19 protein-coding genes are annotated in these 23390 nt (G+C 50.8%); 14 read left to right on the top strand and 5 right to left on the bottom strand.

Annotation, left to right across the window (positions count from 1 at the left end; all coding sequences use genetic code 11):
- The first annotated feature begins 32 nt into the window (after nt 1-32).
- From EPD17_RS03560 to EPD17_RS03550, 3 genes are all read left to right on the top strand, one after another.
- Nucleotides 33-1130 (top strand): M48 family metallopeptidase, encoded by a 1098-nt coding sequence (locus EPD17_RS03560; protein ID WP_132051827.1) that lies wholly within the window; start codon nt 33-35, stop codon nt 1128-1130.
- Nucleotides 1131-1258: 128 nt separating this feature from the next.
- Complete coding sequence (locus EPD17_RS03555; RefSeq protein ID WP_132051825.1) at nt 1259-1705, top strand: hypothetical protein; 447 nt, start codon at nt 1259-1261, stop codon at nt 1703-1705.
- A 191-nt stretch (nt 1706-1896) separates the two neighbouring features.
- The gene (locus tag EPD17_RS03550; RefSeq protein WP_132051823.1) at nt 1897-2979 is read left to right on the top strand and encodes a PAS domain-containing protein; all 1083 of its coding nucleotides are present in this window, start codon (nt 1897-1899) and stop codon (nt 2977-2979) included.
- Between the two features lie 78 nt (nt 2980-3057).
- On the opposite strand, the gene EPD17_RS03545 is transcribed toward EPD17_RS03550, so the two are convergent.
- The 3 genes from EPD17_RS03545 to EPD17_RS03535 form a co-directional block, all read right to left on the bottom strand.
- Nucleotides 3058-3489 carry an RNA recognition motif domain-containing protein gene (locus tag EPD17_RS03545; RefSeq protein WP_132051821.1) on the bottom strand — a complete coding sequence of 144 codons (432 nt, stop codon included), beginning with the start codon at nt 3487-3489 and terminating at the stop codon, nt 3058-3060.
- Nucleotides 3490-3686: 197 nt separating this feature from the next.
- A complete protein-coding gene (locus EPD17_RS03540; RefSeq protein WP_132051819.1) occupies nt 3687-4397 on the bottom strand; it encodes an outer membrane beta-barrel protein in 711 nt (236 codons plus the stop codon).
- Between the two features lie 54 nt (nt 4398-4451).
- Nucleotides 4452-5087 carry a DUF4136 domain-containing protein gene (locus EPD17_RS03535; protein WP_162303918.1) on the bottom strand — a complete coding sequence of 212 codons (636 nt, stop codon included), beginning with the start codon at nt 5085-5087 and terminating at the stop codon, nt 4452-4454.
- 196 nt (nt 5088-5283) lie between these two features.
- Between EPD17_RS03535 and EPD17_RS20285 the strand changes: the two genes are divergently transcribed.
- The 9 genes from EPD17_RS20285 to EPD17_RS03495 all read left to right on the top strand — a co-directional run bounded on the left by EPD17_RS20285 (nt 5284) and on the right by EPD17_RS03495 (nt 17279).
- Nucleotides 5284-5409, top strand: a complete 126-nt coding sequence (locus EPD17_RS20285; protein ID WP_262707873.1) for a hypothetical protein — start codon at nt 5284-5286, stop codon at nt 5407-5409.
- Nucleotides 5410-5549: 140 nt separating this feature from the next.
- Nucleotides 5550-7973, top strand: a complete 2424-nt coding sequence (locus EPD17_RS03530; RefSeq protein WP_132051817.1) for an outer membrane beta-barrel protein — start codon at nt 5550-5552, stop codon at nt 7971-7973.
- Between the two features lie 165 nt (nt 7974-8138).
- Entirely contained in the window at nt 8139-9215 is a 1077-nt protein-coding gene (gene serC / locus EPD17_RS03525; RefSeq protein WP_132051815.1) for a 3-phosphoserine/phosphohydroxythreonine transaminase, read from the top strand.
- Between the two features lie 109 nt (nt 9216-9324).
- Nucleotides 9325-10086: a hypothetical protein gene (locus tag EPD17_RS03520; protein ID WP_132051813.1), complete on the top strand. Its 762-nt coding sequence runs from the start codon at nt 9325-9327 to the stop codon at nt 10084-10086.
- A gap of 60 nt (nt 10087-10146) precedes the next feature.
- Entirely contained in the window at nt 10147-10800 is a 654-nt protein-coding gene (locus EPD17_RS03515; RefSeq protein ID WP_132051811.1) for a hypothetical protein, read from the top strand.
- Between the two features lie 81 nt (nt 10801-10881).
- Complete coding sequence (locus tag EPD17_RS03510; RefSeq protein WP_132051809.1) at nt 10882-12102, top strand: DUF1015 domain-containing protein; 1221 nt, start codon at nt 10882-10884, stop codon at nt 12100-12102.
- 326 nt (nt 12103-12428) lie between these two features.
- Entirely contained in the window at nt 12429-13442 is a 1014-nt protein-coding gene (locus tag EPD17_RS03505; RefSeq protein ID WP_240040732.1) for a tetratricopeptide repeat protein, read from the top strand.
- 578 nt (nt 13443-14020) lie between these two features.
- Entirely contained in the window at nt 14021-15820 is a 1800-nt protein-coding gene (locus tag EPD17_RS03500; protein WP_132051807.1) for an AMP-dependent synthetase/ligase, read from the top strand.
- 169 nt (nt 15821-15989) lie between these two features.
- Nucleotides 15990-17279: a serine hydrolase domain-containing protein gene (locus EPD17_RS03495; RefSeq protein WP_132051805.1), complete on the top strand. Its 1290-nt coding sequence runs from the start codon at nt 15990-15992 to the stop codon at nt 17277-17279.
- Between the two features lie 414 nt (nt 17280-17693).
- Here EPD17_RS03495 and EPD17_RS03485 read toward each other — a convergent pair whose 3' ends face one another.
- A complete protein-coding gene (locus EPD17_RS03485) occupies nt 17694-18350 on the bottom strand; it encodes a hypothetical protein (protein ID WP_240040731.1) in 657 nt (218 codons plus the stop codon).
- 178 nt (nt 18351-18528) lie between these two features.
- On the opposite strand from EPD17_RS03485, the gene EPD17_RS03480 reads away from it, so the two are divergent.
- Complete coding sequence (locus EPD17_RS03480) at nt 18529-18927, top strand: putative quinol monooxygenase (RefSeq protein WP_240040730.1); 399 nt, start codon at nt 18529-18531, stop codon at nt 18925-18927.
- An 83-nt stretch (nt 18928-19010) separates the two neighbouring features.
- Here the strand turns inward: EPD17_RS03480 and EPD17_RS03475 are convergent, their stop codons facing one another.
- A complete protein-coding gene (locus EPD17_RS03475) occupies nt 19011-21413 on the bottom strand; it encodes an outer membrane beta-barrel protein (protein WP_165929511.1) in 2403 nt (800 codons plus the stop codon).
- A 249-nt stretch (nt 21414-21662) separates the two neighbouring features.
- Between EPD17_RS03475 and rmuC the strand changes: the two genes are divergently transcribed.
- Entirely contained in the window at nt 21663-23261 is a 1599-nt protein-coding gene (gene rmuC, locus EPD17_RS03470; protein ID WP_204743277.1) for a DNA recombination protein RmuC, read from the top strand.
- Nucleotides 23262-23390 lie beyond the last annotated feature (129 nt).

The following is a 23390-nucleotide window of genomic DNA, read 5'->3' as shown; positions in this document are numbered from 1 at the left end:
AACTTTTACCCCCAAACCGTCTTTCGCTACACATGGAACAAATAGCCACCACTGCGCTTTTCTACGATGGGTACAGTGCCCGCCCGGCGCCGGTGCGGGTGGTGCTGGCCGATGGGCGGCTGCACCTGCACGATCCCTACGACGATGTGTTCATTCAAAGCTTTCCGCTGGCGGGCATTAGCCACAATGGCGTGGGCCGCTACCATTTTTTTTACCTCGATCCCAAAGGACTTATTTACCTGAAGTTTGAAGAAGACCATCCGCTGGTGCCCCAACTGCTGCGGGAGCTTTCTGCCAGCCAGCGGGGCTGGGCCAGCCGCCTGATGCGGCAAAAGCTGGTGCTGCTTATTCCCATCATGCTGGCGCTTTCCGTAGGCCTGTATTTTCTGCTGGTAGGCCTGGTGCCTTTTATTGGGCTGCGCCTCATCAGCCGCGACAGCGAAATCACCCTCGGCAATAAGCTGCATGCAGTAATGATGGAAGAACTGAGCTTTGTAGGCAACACACCCGATACCGCCGGCACTTACCGCCTGCAGGCTTTTGCCAAAAACCTGCAACTAAGCAAAGAATACCCCATCCGGCTTACGCTGGTGCACAGCGATATAGTAAATGCTTATGCGCTGCCCGGTGGGCAGGTAGTAGTGTATACCGGCCTGCTGCGCAAACTAAAAACCCCCGAAGCGCTGGCTGCACTATTGGCCCACGAAAGCACACATGTAAACAGCCGCCACAGCATGCGGTCGCTGCTGCGCAGCAGTGCAAACGGCTTGCTGGTGTCCATTGTTTTTGGCGATGCCACCGGCATAAGCGGTGCACTGGCCGGCAACCTTGAAAACCTGAGCGGACTGCGCTACAGCCGCAGCCTGGAAACCGAAGCCGACGAACTGGGCATGGACCTGATGCGCCGCAACGGCGTGGCACCACAGGGTATGGTGCAACTGATGAAAACGCTGCAGACCGTGGGCGATATGCCTAGCGAGCTTTCATTTTTAAGCTCCCACCCGCTCACCAAAACCCGCATCAAACGGGCAGAACAATATTGTAAAAAATGGGGCAATGTTCCCGCCAACACCCGTTTGCAACAATCGTTTGATGCATTGCAGGAAGCGGTAGCAGAAGTGGAAGATTAAGAGGAATAACGAGTGGCGGACAATGAGGTTTAATACCTGTTGCTGCAACCGTTAGCGGCACTAACACAGTCAATTTTAAAAGCGTAAATGGAGGTTCCTCCAATTCCCAAACCTTTACGATCAACTATATGGTGCGCAAAACTGGAACCTTTTATTGTATCCTTTGCCTTACTGCTCTATGTGCGTTGTCTTGTGTAAGCACATGGCGAACGCCATCGAAAAAGGAACAGCTCAAATCCGTCTATATAGAACAATTCAAATTGACCTATTTCCGGCAACTGCTTTTGAAGAGTTACAACTACTCAGATGCAATCAAAGAAATCATCCGATCTGACTACAGCGGTTTTACAGAACCAATACTTACAGCAGCCGACGATCGCCTCATTGACAGCTTAACAACGATACAAAACGAGTATTTAAAGGCTGATTCTGCAGCAGGTAACCGCAGAGCAGAAGGTGCACAAGGAAAAAGGCCGTTGGAATTTATCATGATGAACCTGCAAGCTAAATGGCTGGACAGCCTGGCAAAACGCAGGTTGAAATTAAGTGGATTCCCGGATGAGTCGACAGACTAAAGCAATGCACTTGCTTTTCCCCATCATCACCCATACAACCCCACCTACTTTAATCGACAATTTTCAGGGCTTCGCCGAATATTGGTAAATAAGCATGAGCTGCTAATGGTTTTTCTGTAAAAAAGGCGGAAACTTGTGTTCCAATTCAATTTCCTGACCTCCCCTTCGAAAGCAGAAACCTGTTGTACCGCATGACCCTGGAAAATGTACAAGCAATCATGAGTGTGGCGCTGGAAAATGTCCGCGAAGGCGTTTCCATTTCCGATGCCACTCGACCCGATAACCCGCTCATTTATGTAAACAGGGGCTTTTTACAACTCACCGGTTACAGCCACGAAGAAGTCATCAACCGCAACTGCCGGTTTTTACACAGCCATTTGCCCCAGCAGCCCGGCCTCGACCGCCTGCGTCACGCCATCCGCAACGGCGAAGCGGCAGTGGTAGAAGTACAAAACAGGCGCAAAAACGGCTCCCTGTTTTGGAACCGGCTCTCCGTTACACCCATATTTGATGCAGCCGGTGTGCTGCGCCATTTTATCGGCATCCAGGAAGATATTACCCACCAAAAAGATAAGGAGGCCCTGAGCCAGTCGCTGCAACAGCAGCAAACCATTGCCCGCCTGATCCGCGAAGCCCAGGAAGAAGAGCGCCGCCATATTGGCGAGGAACTGCACGACAACATCAACCAGTTGCTGGCTACGGCCAAATTGTACCTTACCATGTCGGGCACATCGCTCAGCCCGCAATCAGCCATTGCGCATGCCAAAACTTTTTTGGGATCGGCCATTGAAGAAATACGCCAGCTTTCGGCACGCATGGTGCACGGCCGGGTGCAGCCGCCTTCTTTTGCCGAACAACTAAAAAACGTGCTCGAATCGTTGCGGCCGGTGGTGCCCTTTGCCCTGCGCCTGCACAACAGCGTTGGCGATGATGTGGAACTTTCCGAAGAGCTGCGGCAACTGCTGTACCGCATTGTGCAGGAGCAATTGAACAACGTGATCAAACATGCTTGCGCCAAAACCGTAACGGTGGCGCTAAAGGCCACACCCACAGGCATCATGCTGCAGGTATCCGATGATGGCATTGGCTTTGATCCGGGCAGCCAGCATACCGGTATTGGGTTGCACAACATGCGCAACCGGCTCAAACCACTGCGCGGCCGCCTGTTGCTGCAAACGGCTCCTGGTGAGGGCTGCAGGCTGTTGGTAAAATTGCCGCTGCGGGCAGCCGGGCCGCAGCCCGAAATACAAGCCTTGGCTGCAGCAGCGTATTGATTTTTTTACAAAAAAAACCACATAAAGAAAAAGGCACCTGCACAGGTGCCTTTTTCTTTATGTCAATCAAGCTTAAGATCAGTATTTCGGCTTGTCGCGGTTGTAACCACCACCCGAGCCACCGCTGTTGTAGCCGCCGCCACCGCGGTAACCGCCGCCACCACCGGAGCCACCGCCACGGTAACCACCGCCGCTGCCGCCACCCTGGTAACCGCCACCGCCTCCGGGACGATTGTAACCACCGCCACCGCCGCCTCCGGGAGGTCCCTGACGGTCATCGGCCTGTTTTACCACCAGGGGCTTTTTACCCAGCGAAATATCATTGAGGTGTTCAATTGCGTCCAGCCCGTCCTGGTCGTTTTGCATGTCTACAAAAGCAAACCCGCGGCTTTTACCGGTTTCTTTATCCATGGCAACCTTGGCAGAAACGATGGGACCAAATTTTTCGAAAATTTCCACCAACTCGTCGTCAAACAGATCGTACGGAAGGCCGGCAACAAAAAGTTTCATAATGAAAATTGAAGATCAAAGGTACACACATAATTACTGCACCTAAAACGCAAGCCTCAAAAGACTTGCCCGAAAAAGTTTTGTTTCGGGTACAGTAGCGTCCGGTAAAAATAAATGAATCCCGGTGGAAAAAAGGGTAAATTCTTTTTGCCGCCGGGATTGTTATATAATTAAACCTTTATGACTGAAAATGCCGTTTAATACCAGCCGTAATTGCGTCCGCCGTAGTGGTTGGGCCTGCGGTAACGGTTTCCGTCCTCATAACGGCTGCCGCCACGGCCGCCATCATTGCGCAGCGTAAACCTGAGGCCTGCCTGCACCGCCAGATTGTTGGCAGCCTTTACCCCTAACTGGTTAAGTGGCATATAGTTGTAGGTGGCGCCCAGCGAAAGGGCCGTACGCCGCTTGGCACCCACTGCATACAACACGCCTACACCGGCCTGCACCGCGGGTTTAAAGCTTGCATCCTCCAGGTTCGCAAACTCGCCATACATCTGGCTGTACTGCAGCATGTTGATGCCGGCACCGGCGCTAATAAAAGGCTGCAGCCTGCTGCTGTCGGCACCGCGGGGCAGAAACATACCCTTGGCCATCAGCGAGGTGGTTTGGAGGTTATTGCCCAATACTGCCGACAGGTCGGAGCCGTCTTGCATTTTATAAGTAGCACGGGGGTATTTCTGGTAAAAATCCTGGTAGGCAAAACCGCCGCCTGCACGCCACTTCGGGTTAATGGCATACATCAGGTCCACCGCAACGCCGCGGCCGCTGCCCTTGTCAATAAAATCGTTTTTAAAACTGCCCATGGGCAGCGCATACTGGTATTGTATGCCCACTGTGCTGCGGTCTTGCGCCGCTGCCGGCAGCAGGGCACAAGCGCAAATAATGCTGAGAAAAAATATCTTGTTCATGTAAATGCTTTTGTTTGCTCAATGAAATAGAAAAAGACCAACGGCTACCCTGTATTAATTGCTTTGCAGGTACGGCGACTGTTCAAACAGTTGCGCTGCCTGGCCGGCCGCAGCCGAAGCATCGTTGAGGCCCGCTCCGCGGATCAGGCCGTTCCACACTACCCGCAGGTTGTTGTTGGTGCTGGCATTCTTCAGGTCCACCAGGTCCACAGCCAGCATGCCTTCACGCACCTGGTAAGTTGTGGTGTACCAAAAGGTAGGTGCGCCCCAGCCGCCAAATCCCGATCCAAAGCCCGGCCCCCAAAACATGGGATCCCAATAGCCGTAATAATCGGGCACCGACATAACGCCAGTGCTGGTGCGGATAATGCGGCTAACCTGCACGCCCAGGTCGGGCGTAGCCGATTTGGTGACCAAAGTGTAGCCGCGGCTTTCCATAGCGCTGGTAAATGCCTGCATAAAAGCCCGGTCGGCAGTGGTAAGCTGGCGGCTGCCGTTGCTGCCGTCCACTACTACCACATCTTCGGCCATGCTAAAGGTTTTATAGCTGGCAAAATTTACAGTGCTGTCGCGGTTGGTGATATAAATGCGGCGCTCCTCGTTGCTGAGCGCATCCACAGGATCTTTGCGGCAGCCGGTAACGCCAATGCAAGCCAGGGCCAATGCTGCCAATGTTATTCGTAGGTTCATGGTAAGGGTCATTTGATGTACAAACGCAGTTTTGTTCTTTATCGTTCAAGTGTTATGCCGGTTTAAGAAAAGTTTAAACAAGCACAGCAGGAAGAGTAAAGATAAACTTACCCCAATGAACAAACGCGTTGCGAGCACAACCGCGGCCCATTGCTGTGGCATAATTATTTGAACTGCTGGGCAAAAACCTTCTACTATGCCCAATTGGTTAAGAGCACTTATTGCCGGCTACGGTGCCAAAAAATTAGGCGGCGGCTGCATCAGCACCATTCTTATTTTCTTCGTGTTGTACTGGATCCTGGGACAGGGTGGCTGTGGTTAACAGCCACATTCCGATCGGGTTGGGGCCTGTAAAATTCGGTCAAAAAAATGCGCCGCACCGGCCTCCCATATTACCATTAGTAAAAAAATGGAGGGGTGGTGTGGCGGCACAAAGTATTTTGCCCTTTTACCCCCAACCCGATGCAAAGGAGCCTTTTGTTCTGTGCAGCAGTTTTTACCAGTTGGGCAGCTACCGCCCAAGGCGCTGCCGGCATTTCTGTTACCCTCAATAATGCAAGCGGCGAGCCGCTTCCGGCCGCTACAGCGGCACTCCTCAACCCGGATTCATCCATTGTAGCCCTTGCGCTTTCCGACAAGGAGGGCAAAGTGTTTTTTGGCAATGCCATTACTGGCACGTACCGCATCCGCATTACTGCTACGGGCTATGCCGCCCATTTTACCCCGTTTTTTAGCTATACGGCAAATGAGCCGCTGCAGCTTTCGGCGCTTACCATAGTGCCCGATACCCGCACCATGCAGGAGGTAACCGTTACGGCCCGCAAACCCCTCATTGAACTGCAACCCGGTAAAACCGTGGTAAATGTAGATGCCGGGATTACCAATACCGGCACCTCGGTAATGGAGGCGCTGGAGAAAATGCCGGGAATTACGGTGGATAAAGACGGCAACATCAGCCTCAAAGGCCGTAGCGGCGTGCTGGTACTCATTGATGGCAAACAAACCTACCTCGGTGCCTCGGAGCTGGCTACCATGCTGCAAGGCATGAGCTCGAACAGTGTAAGCCAGGTAGAACTGATGGATATACCGCCGGCCCGCCTCGATGCAGCGGGCAATGCCGGGGTCATCAATATCAAAACAAAAAAAACCCGCCAACAGGGCTTCAACGGCAACATCAGCCTGGCGGCCGGCCAGGGGTTTTATCCCAAATTCAACAACAGCCTGCTGCTCAACTACCGCAGCGGTAAATGGAATTTCTCGTTTAACTACACGCTCAACAAGGTGCAGCAGTTCATGCGCCTTTATGCGCTGCGCCGCTACTTTGAACCCGATGGGCATACAGTGGCTTCGATGCTGGAGCAGCCCACATTTTTCGGCGGCCGCAACACTACCCACACCCTGCGGTCCGGCGCCGATTATGCGTGGAGCAAAAAAACAACGGTAGGATTGCTCCTTACCGGCACGCATCTTAAGCGCACCAGCGGCGGCACCAACAATGCAGTGTGGATGAATGCAGCCGGCGTGCAGGACTCGGTGATCCAAACCGAAAGCCGCAACAACAACCAGTTTCAAACCGGCGGCATCAACCTCAATTTGCGCCACCAGTTCAATGCAAAGCATGAACTGTCGGCCGATGTGGATGCGCTGCGCTACCGCCTCGATGCGGAGCAGTTTTTTGAAAACAGGCTGCTTTTCCCCCGCACTTACCGCGAGGCATCCCGGGCCGAGATTCCATCGGGCATCAATATTTTTTCGGCAAAAGCCGATTACACTGCGCAGCTGCACGGCCTGCGCCTTGAAGGCGGCTGGAAATCGGCCCACATCGATACCGACAACGAAGCCCGGTACCAGGTGCACAACGGCGGCAACTGGACCGAAGACTTGGGCCGGAGCAATCATTTTTTATACACCGAAAACATACATGCGCTGTATGGCGGCGCACAAACAAAGCGAGGCAGATGGGACCTGCAGGCAGGCCTGCGCTACGAGCTGACCCACTACGATGCACGCCAGTTGGGCAATGCGGCGCAAAAGGATTCGTCGTTTTCCCGTACTTACGATGGGCTGTTTCCTACCCTGCTGGCCTCGGTTGATGCCGACTCAGTGCACCGTTTTTCATTCAGTGCCGGCCGCCGCATCGACCGGCCCGCATTTCAAAAACTCAATCCGTTCCTAGTCATTATCAATAAATACACGTTTCAGCAGGGCAACCCTTATTACCGCCCGCAATACACCTGGAACTGGAGCGTGGAGCACCAGTATAAAGGCAAACTCATTACCGGCCTGAGCTACAGCCGCACCTCGGATTATTTTGCGCAGATCTTCCCGGTAAAAGAAAACGGCATCATCCTTTACACCGAAGGCAACCTGGACTTGTTGCAGGTATGGGGCCTGTCGGCAAGTGTGCAACTGGCACCGGCCAAATGGTGGAGCCTGAATGCGCAGGGTGTTTTTAACTACAAAAAACTGGAAGGTTTTGTGGGCACACAGCTCAAACGCGACATCAGCCAGGTAAGCCTCAACATGAATAACCAGTTTAAGCTGGGCAAAGGCTGGAGCGGCGAACTCACGGGCTTTTATACTTCGCGCAGCCAGCACGACATACAGGAAATTGTGGACCCGTCGGGGCAGCTATCGGCAGGCATTGCCAAAATGGTGCTGAAAGAAAAAGGAACGCTGAAACTGGCGGTACGCGATATGTTGTACACGCAGTGGATGAAGGGCAACACTTATTTTCAGCAGGCCGATGAATATTTTAAACTGACCCGCGATACCCGTGTGGCTACCATCAACTTTACCTATCGTTTTGGCAAAGCAATAAAAAACAGCCGGCGTGGTTCCAGCGCCGCCGATGATGAAAAAGCAAGGGTAGGAACGGGTGGATAATGCACCAAAATAAGTGCAGCTTATAAGCGTCCACCCTTTGTGCTCCTTCCGGTCTTCGCGCCTTCGTGGTTCAAAAACATATCGCCATGTATTGAAGTCCTTTGAATTTTGCCTGAGCCTTTTGCCTTATCCGTTACCTTTGGCTTCGCCAAAAAACCATCGCCAGTGAAGCACAATTTCAATTCGGGTCCTGCCGTACTTCCCCGCGAAGTATATGAAGAGGCCAGCAGGGCCATTTTAGATTTCAACAACACCGGGCTTTCCATTTTAGAGATCGGCCACCGCACCAACCTGTTTCAGCCCATTATGGACGAAGCCGTGGCCCTGATGAAAGAGCTGATGGGCCTCGATGCCGATCATGAAGTGCTGTTTTTGCACGGTGGTGCCTCCACGCAGTTTTTCCAGGTGCCCATGAACCTGCTTGATGAAGGCCGCACCGCGGCTTACACTGACACTGGCGTATGGGGCGCCAAAGCCATTAAAGAAGCAAAGTTGTATGGTAATGTAGATGTGGTGTGCTCGTCGAAAGAAGCCACCTACACATATATCCCCAAAGATTTTACCGTGCAGCCCGACAGCGTGTACCTGCACATTACTTCCAACAATACCATTTACGGCACGCAGTGGCACAACTTCGAGCCTGTTTTTCGGGCAGGCGTGCCCGCTATTGCCGATATGAGCTCCGATATCCTGAGCCGGCCCATGGATTTTAACCGCTTCGACCTGATCTATGCCGGTGCGCAAAAAAACATTGGCGCAGCGGGTGTCAACGTGGTTATCGTAAATAAAAACATATTGGGAAAGGTGCAGCGCAAACTCCCGACCATGATGGATTACCGGGTGCACATTGAAAACGGATCCATGCTCAACACGCCGCCGGTTTTTGCCATCTACATCTGCATGCTTACACTGCGCTGGCTCAAGGCCAAAGGTGGCGTTGCAGCTATTGAAAAGGAAAACATAGCTAAGGCGGATCTTTTTTACAACACCCTCGATTCCTTACCCGAAGTATTTAAGGGCACTGTGGCCAAAGAAGACCGCAGCTTAATGAATGCCTGCTTTGTAATGCAGGATAAGGGCCGCGAAGAAGCCTTTGCAGCGCTGTGCCAGCAGGAAGGTTTTGTAGGCGTAAAAGGCCACCGCACCGTAGGCGGCTTCCGCGTATCGATGTACAATGCACTGCCTTATGAAAGCGTAGTGGCACTGACCGATGCCATGAAGCATTTTGCAAACAATACATAGTAATTTCCCGAATATAAATAGGGTGTAAACACCTGACTGTAGTGATGAGTTTTGCTCCCAATTTTGGTCTGGTAAATTTTTAAACCAAACCTATCATGAATTTAAGGAAATGGGCAATGGCCCTGAAGATTCTTATCTAGAAATCCGTTACCGGTTAGTAACTGTCGATGATAATTATGCCGATATAAAGCCCACCCATATTGTAAATGTAGGAGCTGAACCTGCTCGACAGACAATCATGGAAGTTCCAAATCCTCCAGTTGGCTCCCAAATAAACCGTGTTTATCATGGCTGGTCTAAATTGACAAGGCAATATGATAAGCTTGTAAGCTTTACCGGAAATGGTGGTGGATCTGAAATAAAAGTTTCAAGAATAAGTGGATACTTGACAATTGAGAATCAACAAATCACAACTACTACTGACGACAGGATTAGCATCTCATATACACGTAAGGAGATCAAGAAAAAACGTTGGAAAAGAGTTTATGGAGTATGGGACCCAGAATGGCCTACGGCGAACTTGGAACAGGTTTATGCAGCTTGGGAGGATGATACAGAAGGAACCAAATCACTCACAGGAAGCCTTTCAACCACGATAAAAGCGAAGCTTGCTGACGGTACGGAAGTAAGTAGAACTGGTACTGTAGGCTTTACAGTATCTGTAAAAACGCAGGATGATATCATAACACAAAGAAAAATTTCGAGAAATGCGTATTTCCGTGATGCCAAGAACGATCAAGCTTGGGGATTTCAAATGTGTGATGATAAAGGTTGTAGGTATGATGACACATTCTTAACATCTGGTTCATATTGGCCAAAGTATGATGAAGGTACCAGTTGGAGCTATACTTGGTCATACAAGACTTTCTAATTTTTAAGCGCTCAATTAAATAACCTGGCAAACAATCCGTTTTGCCAGGTTATTACAATTATGAAATCAGTATCCACTTTTTTTCTTCTATTTATTTTCACAGTGCCAATTTTTGCACAAACAACACAGAAGAAAAAATTCTTTATTGATGCCGGTTATGGCCTTGCAGGCTCCTTTTTTGTGAGAAGTTATGACGAGCCGTCAGAATTTTCAGGTTATCGTGAATTTAGTAACAAGCGGTTTTTAGGCACTGCACAAAACATAGCTTTTGGTTGGCAGCTTTCGCCAAAAATCAGTATTCGCGCCGGGTTACAGTTTCAGCATTTTACCAAAAAGATAGTTGTTGATGAAGTGGTTGGCACCACCAAGATATTCCTAGACCATGAAATACATCACCGCGATTACATTTGGTACGGAATTGTCAACAGGTCATTTAAGAAAGGAAAAAATGAATTTCATGCAGGGGTAGGTCTTTATTACTTGCGGCCGAAGCAGGAAGAAGTTGAAATCAGGCAGCCCAATTTCTTTATGAACCTTGAACGGACATATGAAAATAGCCAATTAGAGGAATTGGGCAGTGTTATTGAGGCCGGTTATCAATATCAATTCCAGCCAAAAGTAGGATTGGGAATTCGTGGCCAGTTCTATTACACAATCAGTGCGGGCTATGCTGAATCAGTAGCCTTGTATCCATTTATAAATATCACTTTCTAGCGCTGTTGCTATTTAATAAAGTAAAAGGCTTTGGCATTCTCCGCCAAAGCCTTTTACTTTTGCCTTCACTAAACCAAAGGCATGGCAATCATCAAACCCTTCCGGGCACTGCGCCCACATATCGGATACGAAGCACAGGTAGCTTCCAAACCTTACGATGTGCTCAACTCCGAAGAAGCCCGTGCCGAAGCGGCCGGCAATCCCCTTTCTTTTTTGCATGTAACCAAGTCGGAAATTGACCTGCCTGCAGGCATCGACATACACACGGCCGAAGTGTATGAAAAAGCTGCCGAAAACCTGCAGCGCCTCATTGAGCGGTCCATCATCTTCCAGGAAGAAACCGAGTGCTACTATATTTACGAGTTGGCCTGGCGCGGCCGCACCCAAACAGGCCTCGTATGTGTTTCTTCGGTGCAGGATTATTTCGATGACGTAATCAAAAAGCACGAATTTACCCGCCCCGAAAAAGAGCAGGACCGCATCGAACACATGCGCACCATCAAGGCGCAAACCGGCAATGTGTTCCTGGCCTGCAAAGACAATCTGGACCTCACCAACACGCTGGAGCAGTGGAAACGCGACAACCTTGCGGTGTACAATTTCACTGCCGACGATGGCGTGCAGCACACCATCTGGGTGGTCAATGGCATTGCTACCATCGATGTGATCACCAATATTTTTAAAGAGCAGATCCCATACACATACATTGCCGACGGCCACCACCGCGCTGCATCTGCGGCTAAGGTTAGCCGTGAGTTTCCCAACAGTGAGGCTGCGCAATATTTCCTCACCACCATTTTCCCTGCCGACCAACTGGCCATCCTCGATTACAACCGCGTGGTAAAAGACCTGAACGGCCTAAGCGAAGCCGAATTTTTGCAAAAGCTGGAAGAAGACTTTACCGTAACACCCGGCTCCGATCCGGTACAGCCCGCCGACCTGCACCAGTTTGGCATGTACCTCGGCGGCCGCTGGTACACGCTTACCGCTAAAGAAGGCACCTACACCACCGATCCCATTGGCGTGCTCGATGTGAGCATTTTGCAAAGCAATGTGCTGGCCAAGCACCTGGCTGTTGGAGATCCCCGCACCGACAAGCGCATCGATTTTGTAGGCGGCATCCGTGGCCTGGCCGAATTGGAAAAACGCGTCAACAGCGGCGATGTGCAGGTGGCATTCAGCCTGCATCCCGTAAGCATCCAGCAGTTGTTTGATATTGCCGACAGCGGCAACGTAATGCCGCCCAAAAGCACCTGGTTTGAACCAAAGCTGCGCGACGGCCTGCTGACCCACCCGCTATAACAAAGCACCACGCATCAATATTTTTAAAGATTCCATCGCTCCAAGGGATGGAATCTTTTTTATGTACCCATCTGCCGTAATACTATTACGCTGCTGTTGCGTCGCACTTTTGTACGTTCTGTTCGCTACTCAACACATCAAAGCCGTTTCAAATACATCTACTAACCCCAACCAATTCAGCGTTCAATTCCTAAAGCAAAAATCTTCGTGCACCTTCCTGCCTTCGTGTCTTCGTGGTTCAAAAAATCCCCTTCCCCGCAACCGTCCAAAATTTTTAACATCGGCCTAAGTCCGCCCTATCCGGCCACAGGCGGTATATTTGACCCATGAACAGACTGAAAAGCCTTTTCTTTTCTACCCTTATGGCAGCGGCCACGGTCGCTGGTGCGCAGGAACAAGATATGCAGCAAACGGCCCGCGCCTTTATGCGCAGCGGCGATTTCGACAACGCCATCCTGGTGCTCAACCGGGCACTGGCTTCCGATAAAGAAAACCTGGACCTGCAAAAGGACCTGGTGCTGGCCCATTATTACAAACGCGATTACAGCCGTGCACTGGAAGGCGCCAAAGTGCTCATCGACCGCAATGATGTTGATGTGGTGAGCTTTCAAATTGCGGGCAACGTGTACAAGGCTTTGGAAGATGCCAAAGAAGCCGGCAAAATGTACCGCCGGGCACTGAAAAAGTTCCCGACCAGTGGCCCGCTTTACAGCGAATACGGCGAACTGCTTTGGGCCACCAAAGACAATGACGCCATCAACCAGTGGGAAAAAGGCATTCAGGTTGATCCTGCATTTGCTGGTAACTATTACAATGCGGCACTGTTTTATTCTTATACCAAAGACAAGATCTGGACGCTGCTCTACGGCGAAATATTTGTAAACAAAGAAAGCCTCACCGAACGGGCAACAGCCATGAAAAAGCTGCTGCTGGATATGTATAAGGAAAAGCTGTTTACCGACCTGGGCACCGAAAACAAAAATGCCAGCGAGTTTGAAAAAGCCGTGCTGGCCACTTACAAAAAGCAGGAAGGATTGACCGGCCGCGGGCTCACTACCGAGTCGCTAACGGCCATCCGTACCCGCTTTGTGCTGGATTGGTTTGCTACCTACGCCACCAAATTTCCTTACAAGCTGTTCGACTACCAGCAGCAACTGCTGCGCGACGGCATGTTTGAAGCCTACAACCAATGGTTGTTTGGCACCGTAGAAAACCTGCCCGCCTACGAAAGCTGGACACAAGCCAACAAAGAAGCGTATAACAAATTCACCACGTTTCAGCGTGGCCGTGTGTTTCGCATGCCGGCAGGACAGTATTATAAGAAGGAAGAGAAGCGGTAGGAGGAGTTGGGAGTCGGGAGTTTAGAGTTAGGAGTTGGGAGCTTCGAGTAGATGAATGGATTATAATTTAAATGACTTTAATATTTTAAAAAGCTACGCAGTGCGTAGCTTTTTTTATTTCCAATTGCCTGCGCGTTTATTTACTGATGGCGCATAGCCGTCATTGCGAGGCGCAGCGGGCAATAGAATCCCAATTATGTTTGGTGCGCCGAAGCAATCTCCCGCTACATCGATCACGAATGCTGCTGCTGCAAAACGTCAAATGATTATACGAGATTGCTTCGGCGCACAGCATTTACCAATATACAGTAACACCGCCGCGCCTCGCAATGACGGGCAGCAAGCTTGTTATTACAGCGATGCATTTTCCCAAACAACACATCATCCAACAGTGCGGCATCGCACATCCTAGATTTCGGATTTCGAATTTTCCTTTTCGGATTTTCTCAATCAGATTTTAAATCAATAACGCACCAACTAAGATTTATCATTTCCCTCCGAACCACCATCTTTGTCCATTCGGGGCTAAAACTTAAATTCGGGAAACGATTGTTGCCAACATTAAAAACTTACTTATTATGAGCAAGCCACGCAGGTTGTTTGACTGCCTTGAAGAACAAATGAAAACAGGCGGCCTGCCGGCCATGCTGGCAGCTAAAGAAGGTGGCGAGTGGCGCAAGTACCCTACTGCCGAAGCCATCACCATTGTAGAACAGCTGGCCACGGGCCTTTTGGCCAGCGGCATTTCGGCCAACGATATGACGGTGGAGGGCCGCGATAAAATTGCTATCCTCTCCAAAAACCGCCCCGAGTGGGTGTTCCTGGATCTGGCCGTGCAAAAAATTGGTGCAGTGCTGGTGCCTGTTTATCCTACCGTGCATGTCAACGACCTGGCTTTTGTGCTCAACGATGCACAGGTAAAAATGGTGTTTGTAAACGACGACGACCTGTTTCAAAAAGTGCAATTGGTGCTGCCCAAAGTACCTTCGGTGCAGCAGGTTTTTTCGTTTGAACCCGTACCAGGTTGCCGCCACTGGAAAGAACTGCTGCCGCTGGGCACACAGGAGCATTACCAGCAAATGACCACGGCGCAGGAGCGCATCAACACCGAAGACCTGCTCACCATCATCTACACATCGGGCACCACCAGCACACCCAAAGGCGTGATGCTGTCGCACCACAACATATTGAGCAACGTGCTGGCCAGCTTTCCCGTGTTTCCGCCTGGCGAGGAAATGCGTTCGCTGAGCTTTTTGCCCCTCAATCATATTTTCGAACGCATGGTAACCTATGTGTACCTGTTTGAGCAAACCAGCATCTACTATGCCGAAAGCCTTGAAACCATTGGCGACAACCTGAAGGAGGTGCAGCCGCATATGTTTACTACGGTGCCGCGGCTGCTGGAAAAAGTGTACGACAAGATCATGCAGAAAGGTGCGGAGCAAACCGGCATCAAAAAGAAATTGTTCGACTGGGCGCATGAACTGGCCACTAAATTCGAGATCAATAAGGATCAGGATATTTTGTACCGCGTGCAACTGGCGCTGGCCAATAAGATCGTGTTCAGCAAATGGCGCGAAGGCCTGGGCGGACAGCTTAAATGCATTGTTACCGGTGGCGCTGCCTGCCAGGTGCGGCTCATCCGCATTTTCACAGCGGCCCAAATCCCCATCATGGAAGGCTATGGTCTTACCGAAACATCGCCGGTAATTGCGGTAAACAAATACGAAGAAACGGGCCGCCGCTTCGGCACCGTGGGGCCAATACTTGATGGCGTGGAAGTACGCATTGCGGAAGACGGCGAAATACTTACCAAGGGGCCCAACGTGATGATGGGTTATTACAAACGCCCCGACCTCACGGCCGAAGCCATCCAGGACGGCTGGTTCCTCACCGGTGATATTGGCGAACTATCGGCAGATAATTTTTTAAAAATCACCGACCGAAAAAAGGAGCTGTTCAAAACCAGCGGTGGCAAGTATGTGGCGCCGCTGCCCATCGAAAACAAACTAAAAGAATCGCCTTTTATTGAGCAGGTAATGGTATTGGGCTCCGACCGCAAATTTGTGGGTGCACTCATTGTGCCTTCGTTTGCCAACCTGCGCAACTGGTGCCGCCAGCACGGCGTGCCCGATGCACCCAACGATGCACTGATCAAACAAGCCAAAGTGCAGGAGCTATACCGCGGGCTGGTGGATAGTTACAACACTTATTTCAGCCAGGTGGAGCAGGTAAAACGTTTTGAACTGCTGCCGCAGGAATGGAGCATTGAAGGCGGCGAAATGACGCCCAAGCTATCCTTAAAACGCAAGGTGGTGATGGAAAAATATAGCGACATGGTGGAAAAGATTTACAACAACACCATGGAAAAAGTGTAAGCCCCTTTTACAAATAACACAACTCATTAAACCGCTGCTGCCACTTGCATGCAGCGGTTTTTTTATGGCTAATTTTTTTACGGTAAATAAAACGCCGCAGCTTTCTTTAGCCCGCTTCATCTTATATTTAAAAGCTATTGGATACGACCAAAACCTTTTAGCTACAACAATGAAATACCGGTTCACTGCCATTGCCCTTGCCATAGTAATTACTGCTGGAGCGCAAACAGGCTCTGCCCGCAAATCGCCGCCCCTCTCCGAAGCATCGCCCGAAGCGGTGGGCATGTCGCCCGAGCGGCTGGCCCGCATCGACAGCCTGCTCCGCGGCGCAGTGGCGCAGGCGCAAATTCCGGGTGCCGTGGCGCTGGTAGCCCGCAATGGTAAAATTGTGTACCACAAAGCATTTGGCATGTCCAACAACGAACGGGGCGAAGCCATGAAGCAGGACGCCATTTTCCGCATTGCTTCGCAAACAAAAGCCATCACGGCCACCGCGGTGATGATGTTGTGGGAGCAGGGTAAATTTGGCCTCGACGATCCCATTTCACGGTACATTCCTGAATTTAAAAACCCGCGGGTGCTGCAAAACTTTCGCTACGCCGATACCAGTTTTACCGCGGTGCCGGCAGCCAGGGAAATTACCATCCGCCACCTGCTTACCCACACCTCGGGGCTGGGCTACGGCATGATTGATGGCGATGAACGGATGAAAATGATCTATCAAAAAGCGGGTGTGATGGACCTGTTTACCACCGAAAACATCAGCATTGGCGAAAGCGTAAAACGCCTGGCTGCATTGCCGCTGCACCACAACCCCGGCGAAAAATATACGTACAGCGAAGGCCTGGATGTGCTGGGTTATTTAATCGAAATTGTTTCCGGCGAACCGTTTGACCAATACCTGCGCCGCCACCTGTTTGAGCCGCTGGGCATGCACGACACCTGGTTTTACCTGCCGCAGCAAAAAACCGCCCGGCTGGTAACGGTGCAAAAAAAGGAAGGCGGCAAATGGGTGCCCTACCCCACCACTTTTTACGATCCGGCTTATCCCGCAACCGGTGCCCGCACTTTCTTTTCCGGCGGCGCCGGGCTGAGCAGCACGGCAAAAGATTACGCTACTTTTTTACAGATGTACCTCAATGGCGGCGAGCTGAATGGCACCCGCATCCTCAGCCGCACCACCATTCAAAGCATGATGGGCAACCAGGTCAAAAACCTGTTTAACGACCCGAACCGCCATTATGGAATAGCCTTCGGTGTGCTCAACGAAACGGGCCAGAACGCTGGCGGGCAAGGCAGCGTGGGTACCTTCGACTGGGCCGGCTATTTCAACACGCAATATTTTGCCGATCCCAAAGAAAAGATCATCGGCATTTTAATGAAACAAACACAAGGCCCCACCGGCGACCAGACCGGCGGCAGGTTCCGCATGCTGGTAGGCCAGGCGGTGGATGATTGAGGAGTTGGTAGTTGGTAGTTGGTAGTTGGTAGTTGGTAGTTGGTAGTTGGTAGTTGGTAGTTGGTAGTTGGTAGTTGGTAGTTGGTAGTTGGTAGTTGGTAGTTGGTAGTTGGTAGTTGGTAGTTGGTAGTTGGTAGTTGGTAGTTGGTAGTTGGTAGTTGGTAGTTGGTAGTTGAAAAACAAGAGATAAGTGATGGATATTGCGTTGGGGTAAAAATATTTGAACAATTATTTTTACCGCACCAATGAACTGGTGTTGACTGCAATTACAATAAAGCTTGAAACGCGACCTAAAATCAATAAAAGCTTGATTTTAGGTCGCTCATTTTTATTTTTCTAGAAGAAAAAATGTAGAGTCCACTAGAAGTTTGATATGGCAGTAAAACGTACTTGTGTTAAACAACAGCAAAACGGCTAATCGTCTTTTTCCTCCGCGGCCTTTTCTTCCAGCTTTTGTACCTGTTCCAAAATCACATCCGGCGACAGGTACAGCCGCGAAATCTTGTCTTTATAAGCCTGCGGCAGCGAGGCATGATCGAGTATAAAACGCTTGGTGGCAATAATGTGGTGGCCCAGCCCACGCACCACGGCCAGCGTATCGGCGGTGCGTTCCGCTTTTTTAATAAAATCGGGAAACAGGTAATACCGATAACCAAACGCCACCAGCTGCGCATTAGTGCGGCCTTCGTAATCAAGTATATGTCCCAGTTCGTGCCCAATCCAGCCAATCAGCACCTGGTCGGGAATATCCAAAATAGAAAGGCGTGCATTGATCAATTTAAACTCAGTGCTGATGTTGATGCGGTAGCGGCGCTTGCCCCGACGCTGCAGCAGCGTGGCCGGCACCGGCTGTGCCTGCATCACCGATTTATTGAGGTTGCGCTTAAACCGGAAGTCGATGCGGGCATGCTTTAATTCAGGAAAATGCGACAGCGCAATGAGCACATTCCGTTCAATGGGTCCGGGGATTTTTTTGTTGTGCCCAAATATCAAAAGCTCCGGAGGAATCTGGCCGTTGGTGTGCATTGCCTGCAAAAGGGTCATATAAAACGTGATCAGGATTTTGAACATAGCATAAATAAACGGGCCACCGGCTGGGCGCAACGGCTGTTGTATAAAGCTATCAGAAAAACGTACCAATTTGCTTGTGCAACCAAATGCCGCAAATAAATGCAACCGCGCCGCTATTGCATTTTGCTTCGAAAAAGATGTAGCAGCGGCATGAGTGCGGAAAGGCTAATTTTAAAACATGAAATTCTGCATCACAATCCTGTTGGCCTTTTTAAGCAGCAGTATTACACTTGCGCAAAATCCGGGCATGATGGTTCGCATAGCCGAAATAGAAGTGCACGCCAACCATCTGGAAGCCTACAAAACCTTTTTACAAGAAGAAGCCCGCGCATCGGTACAACTGGAGCGGGGCGTTATTTGCATCTACCCAATGTTTCAAAAAGGAGCGCCAACGCAAGTGCGCATTCTGGAAATATATGCCAGCCGCGAAGCATACGAAGCACACCTGCAAACACCGCATTTTCAAAAATATAAAACGGGCACGCAGCAAATGGTCAAATCACTGAAGCTGGTAGATATGGATGCACTTGATCCCAAAACGATGGCGCTCATTTTTGCCAAACATGGCCGCAAATAAATGTAACCGCGCCTTACATACAGGCACACAAAAAAGCAGCGCACCAAACAGTGCGCTGCTTTTTTATTGGGCTATAAAATTGTTTACTGTCCTACCCGGTTCTGCTCCTCCTGCGCACCGCCACTGCGGCGGCTTTGCTGCACGTTTTCGCCTTTGCTAAACCGGTAAGTAAATGTCAGGCCCACACGGCGGTTGTCCCACAGGTTGTTTACCTGCATGTCGATGTTATCGTGGTTGATCAGCACTTTTACTTTTTGAATGCGGAACGGATCAATCACACTCAGCTTGATGCTGCCTTTATTCTTTAGTATTTGCTTGCTGGCGCCAAACGAAACCACGTACACCGGCTGTATCACAAACATGCTGGTGGCTAACGATTTGCTTTGGTAAAAACCACTCACTTCGGCACCCCAGGTTTTGGCAAAACGAAACTGCTGGTTGGCGTTGAACGAAAAAGTAGTGATGTCGGTTTGCAGCGATACGTTGTTCACCAAACCCTTGTACAGGCTGTTGTACACGTTGCCATACAGGCTGGTGGTCCACCACTTGGTGAGGGGTGCATTGTAGCTTACGGCAGCGCCAATGTTGCGGCGGGTGGCTACGTTTTCCTTGGTTTGAAACGTCACTTTTGTAACGTCGTTTTGTTTTAAAATATCGTTGATGATATCGGTGGTGTACGTATAGTTCAGCGTCGTATTGAGCTTGCTTTTATATACGTGGCTCAACTCAATATTGTGGGTAAACTGTGGGGTGAGGTAAGGGTTGCCCTGGTTAAAAGTATAGAGATCCAAAAAGCGCTGGAATGGATTCAAGTCGGCATAGTTGGGGCGCTCCACGCGGCGGCCGTAGTTGAGACCAAACGAATTTTGCTCGTTCATTGCATATGAAATGTACGCCGTGGGAAACAACTGGAAATAGCTGCGCGAAATGCTTTTTTTCAACAGCTTTTGCGTGCCTTTGTTGGCGGTGTGTTCGCCGCGGAGGCCTGCCTGGAAACCCCATTTTTTTAACTGTGTGCTGAAGTTTACATAACCGGCACTGATCTGTTCGCGGAATGCAAAATGATCTTTACGTACATCATCCACCCACTTGCCCGAGCCAGCCTCGTAGGTTTCGTATGGTGCGTTGTTATCGGTGTTAACGGTGCTCGATTTAAGGCCTGCTTCCAGCTTGGTTTCTTTGCTCAGCGGGTGCACATAGTCAACCTTGGCGCTGTAAATAGAAATGTTGGAAGGCAGGTTGCCGCGCAGCAGGTACACCGCTTCGGGCTTGTTGGGGTACTGTGATCGGTTATCCACCATCAGGTCGAGTTTGGAAACATAACTGATGTAGTCCAGGTCGGCAGTGATTTCGCGGCCGGCACTGTTCAGCACCCGCCGAAAGTTGCCGTTCAGGGTCAGGTTGTTCCAGGTGCTATTGTCCCAACCCAGCGCCGTAATGCTCGAGTCATTTACATTGCTGCCCAGTTGAAACAGGCGGCCATCGCTGGTGTTAAATCCTTCGTTTTTGTTGATGCGGCCACCGGCTACAAAACCAACCGTGGTGTTTTTATCAACCGAATAATCGATACCTACCCGTGCATTGTAGTTGTGGCTGGTATTTTTATCAAAACCAATCTGGTCGAACACTGAAGTGCCACCGGCGCCATGAAACCTGCGCACCAAGGATTGTGTGTTCACACCCTGCCACAGCGAGTAGCCACCGTTGGTAAATACATTTATTTTCCCCTTGCGGTAATTAAAGCCAAACGAGTTGGGTGCTTTGGGATAATCGCCCTGCACATAACTGAGGCTGATGTTGCCGTTGAAACCGGTTTGTTTGTTCTTTTTGGTACGCAGGTTAATAACACCGGCGTTGCCTGCCGCGTCGTATTTAGCCGAAGGCTGCGTCATGATCTCTACCTGCTCCAGTTGGCTGGCGGGCATGCTGCGCAGCAGGTTGGCCAGTTCCTGTGCACTGAGGTAAGTTTGCTTGCCGTCCATCAGCACAATCACGCCCTGCTTGCCTTTGAGGCTGATGTTGCCATCACGGTCCACCGAAATGCCCGGCGATTTTTCGAGCAGTTCCAGTGCATTGGCGCCGGCATTGGTGGGCGAAGCATCTACGTTCACCACCATTTTATCCAGCTTGGTTTCCACCATGGGTTTGCGTGCCTGCACGGTTACACCGCTCATGGCGGCAGCAACAGCTTCCAGCCGCAGCACAGTGGCCTTGCCCGTTTCGGCAGCCACATAGGCCGGTGCAAAACCCACCGAAGAGGCCATGATGAGGTACTTGCCTGCCGGCATGGCGGCAAATTCGAAACGGCCTTCCTTATCGGTTACCGAAAGCTTTACCAGCGACGAGTCGGTTGCTTGTAGCAGCGACACCGATGCGGCGGGTAACGGGTTGCCAGCGCCATGCACCGTGCCGGTAATATGCAACTTTTCCTGGGCCAGGGCGGCAGTGGTAAAAAGTATGGCTATAAGGGTAAGCACATTTTTCATGGCGTAAATGTGGCAACTATAGCGGCACCACAAATGCGGAAAAGGATGAACAGCCCCTTTGGCATGATAAAGGCCGGATTTTGGTTTAGGAACCATTCATTGCGCGGCGGTGGGGCACCCTGTTTTTTGTTTCTAGTAAAATAAGCCGTGGCAGTATGCTGCCTGCTCCCCGGCGCAACAAAAAGGGGATGCAGCCGTTTGGATGAGCATGCGTATTTTGCAAAAAATATTAGCAAAAACATCCCGCTTATGGACCCGCTGCTGCTCCTGCTTTGTGTTTTGGTTTCGCTGGCCATTGTGCTGATCATTATTTTTCGGCCCCGGCAAAATAGCGGCGTTGAATCGCTCAATGCCCGCTTCGATGCGCTGTCCGACCGGCTGGACAAGCTTACCCAATCGCTCCACACCGACCTGCGCGACAACCGTGCAGAAATGGCTGCCGCTGCCCGCGACACCCGTACCGAGCTGGCGGCTTCCATACAAGGGCTGCGCACCGAACTGACCCACACGCTGGGCCTCATTACCGAAGGCAACCGCACGGCCATGGCAGGCATCCACGCCACGCTGGAAGAACAAATTGACCTGCTGCTGGACCGCATTGCCGAAACGGGCCGCCACAGCCGCACCGAACTGGCACAAAGCCTGCGAACCTTTGGCACCGAGCAAAACGCCCGGCTCGAAACATTCACTACAAGCCAGCAGGAAGGCGCCGACCGCACCTTATTTCAACTGGAACGCATGGCGCAAAAAGTAGAGGAAAAACTTACTGCCGTAAATGAACAGGCCCGCGCCGATGCCCACCTGATGCGGCAAACTTTGGAAACGTCGTTTAAAGGGTTCAACCAAACATTTACCGATGGCGTGGACCGGATGAATAACCTGCAACGCGAAAAGTTTGAGCACCTGCAACGCGAACAGCAGGAACTGGTGCAGCACACCGCCCAAAAGCTGGAACACATCCGCGAAACGGTGGAGGAAAAGCTGCAAAAAACCCTGCACGAGCGGCTGGGGCATTCGTTTGAACAAGTGGGCCGCCAACTGGAAAGTGTGCAAAAAGGCCTCGGCGAAATGCAGCACCTGGCACAGGATGTGGGCGGATTGAAAAAGGTATTGAGCAATGTAAAAATGCGCGGCGGCTTTGGCGAGGTGCAACTGGAAATGCTGCTGGAAAACATTTTGGCTCCGGAGCAATACGCCGCTAACGTAGCCACCAAACCGGGCAGTGCGGAGCGGGTGGAATTTGCCATTCGTTTTCCGAATAAGGACGGCGACCGCAACTATGTGTGGCTGCCCATTGACGCCAAGTTTCCGAAAGATGCTTACGAACAACTGCAGGATGCCTATGACGTTGGCGAACATGCGCAGATCGAAGCCGCGCAGAAAGCATTGGAAAACGTGATCAAAAAAATGGCCAAAGACATTTGCGAAAAATACATCGACACGCCCAACACCACCAATTTCGGCATCTTATTCCTGCCCTTTGAAGGCCTGTTTGCCGAAGTGGTGCGCAAGGCTAGCCTGCTGGAAGAAGTGCAGCGCACCTGCAACGTGGTGATTACCGGGCCTACCACGCTGGCGGTGATTTTAAACTCGTTGCAAATGGGCTTTAGAACCCTGGCCATTCAAAAACGCAGCGGCGAAGTATGGACCGTGCTGGCCGGTGTAAAAAAGGAATTTGAACAGTTTGGCGGCCTGCTGGAAAAAGCACAAACCAATATTCAGCGCGGCCTCAATGACCTGGAAGGCGTGGTAGGTGTTCGTACCCGTGCCATCCAGCGCAAGCTACGCGGCGTGGAAGTGCTGCCCGATGCTGCAGAGGGATTGGCACTCGAGGAAGGCACGGAGTAGGTTGTTGTTTATTTTATGGAAAAGCCGTGTGATGCGGGGCTTTCTGGTTTTTTTGTTGAGACTCTTATTTAAAATTTCTGTGGATTGAATACATTACTTCTGCTATAGTTAAACTTAGAACTATTTTAT

Origin of the sequence: Pseudocnuella soli (assembly GCF_004347775.1) — a bacterium.
GTDB lineage: Bacteria > Bacteroidota > Bacteroidia > Chitinophagales > Chitinophagaceae > Flavisolibacter > Flavisolibacter aquaticus.
The sequence above is the reverse complement of the archived record's forward strand: the minus strand, read 5'-3'. Positions and strand labels throughout refer to the sequence as shown.

Excerpts from the sequence above, each read along its gene's own strand:
- EPD17_RS03485 (WP_240040731.1), bottom strand. The coding sequence starts at position 18,350 with ATGTTCAAAATCCTGATCACGTTTTATATGACCCTTTTGCAGGCAATG.
- EPD17_RS03560 (WP_132051827.1), top strand. The coding sequence starts at position 33 with ATGGAACAAATAGCCACCACTGCGCTTTTCTACGATGGGTACAGTGCC.
- EPD17_RS03515 (WP_132051811.1), top strand. The coding sequence starts at position 10,147 with ATGAAATCAGTATCCACTTTTTTTCTTCTATTTATTTTCACAGTGCCA.
- EPD17_RS03540 (WP_132051819.1), bottom strand. The coding sequence starts at position 4,397 with ATGAACAAGATATTTTTTCTCAGCATTATTTGCGCTTGTGCCCTGCTG.
- EPD17_RS03495 (WP_132051805.1), top strand. The coding sequence starts at position 15,990 with ATGAAATACCGGTTCACTGCCATTGCCCTTGCCATAGTAATTACTGCT.
- EPD17_RS20285 (WP_262707873.1), top strand. The coding sequence starts at position 5,284 with ATGCCCAATTGGTTAAGAGCACTTATTGCCGGCTACGGTGCCAAAAAA.
- EPD17_RS03555 (WP_132051825.1), top strand. The coding sequence starts at position 1,259 with ATGGTGCGCAAAACTGGAACCTTTTATTGTATCCTTTGCCTTACTGCT.
- EPD17_RS03500 (WP_132051807.1), top strand. The coding sequence starts at position 14,021 with ATGAGCAAGCCACGCAGGTTGTTTGACTGCCTTGAAGAACAAATGAAA.
- EPD17_RS03510 (WP_132051809.1), top strand. The coding sequence starts at position 10,882 with ATGGCAATCATCAAACCCTTCCGGGCACTGCGCCCACATATCGGATAC.
- EPD17_RS03505 (WP_240040732.1), top strand. The coding sequence starts at position 12,429 with ATGAACAGACTGAAAAGCCTTTTCTTTTCTACCCTTATGGCAGCGGCC.
- EPD17_RS03520 (WP_132051813.1), top strand. The coding sequence starts at position 9,325 with ATGGGCAATGGCCCTGAAGATTCTTATCTAGAAATCCGTTACCGGTTA.
- EPD17_RS03545 (WP_132051821.1), bottom strand. The coding sequence starts at position 3,489 with ATGAAACTTTTTGTTGCCGGCCTTCCGTACGATCTGTTTGACGACGAG.
- EPD17_RS03480 (WP_240040730.1), top strand. The coding sequence starts at position 18,529 with ATGAAATTCTGCATCACAATCCTGTTGGCCTTTTTAAGCAGCAGTATT.
- EPD17_RS03475 (WP_165929511.1), bottom strand. The coding sequence starts at position 21,413 with ATGAAAAATGTGCTTACCCTTATAGCCATACTTTTTACCACTGCCGCC.
- EPD17_RS03550 (WP_132051823.1), top strand. The coding sequence starts at position 1,897 with ATGACCCTGGAAAATGTACAAGCAATCATGAGTGTGGCGCTGGAAAAT.
- EPD17_RS03530 (WP_132051817.1), top strand. The coding sequence starts at position 5,550 with ATGCAAAGGAGCCTTTTGTTCTGTGCAGCAGTTTTTACCAGTTGGGCA.
- rmuC (WP_204743277.1), top strand. The coding sequence starts at position 21,663 with ATGGACCCGCTGCTGCTCCTGCTTTGTGTTTTGGTTTCGCTGGCCATT.
- EPD17_RS03535 (WP_162303918.1), bottom strand. The coding sequence starts at position 5,087 with ATGAACCTACGAATAACATTGGCAGCATTGGCCCTGGCTTGCATTGGC.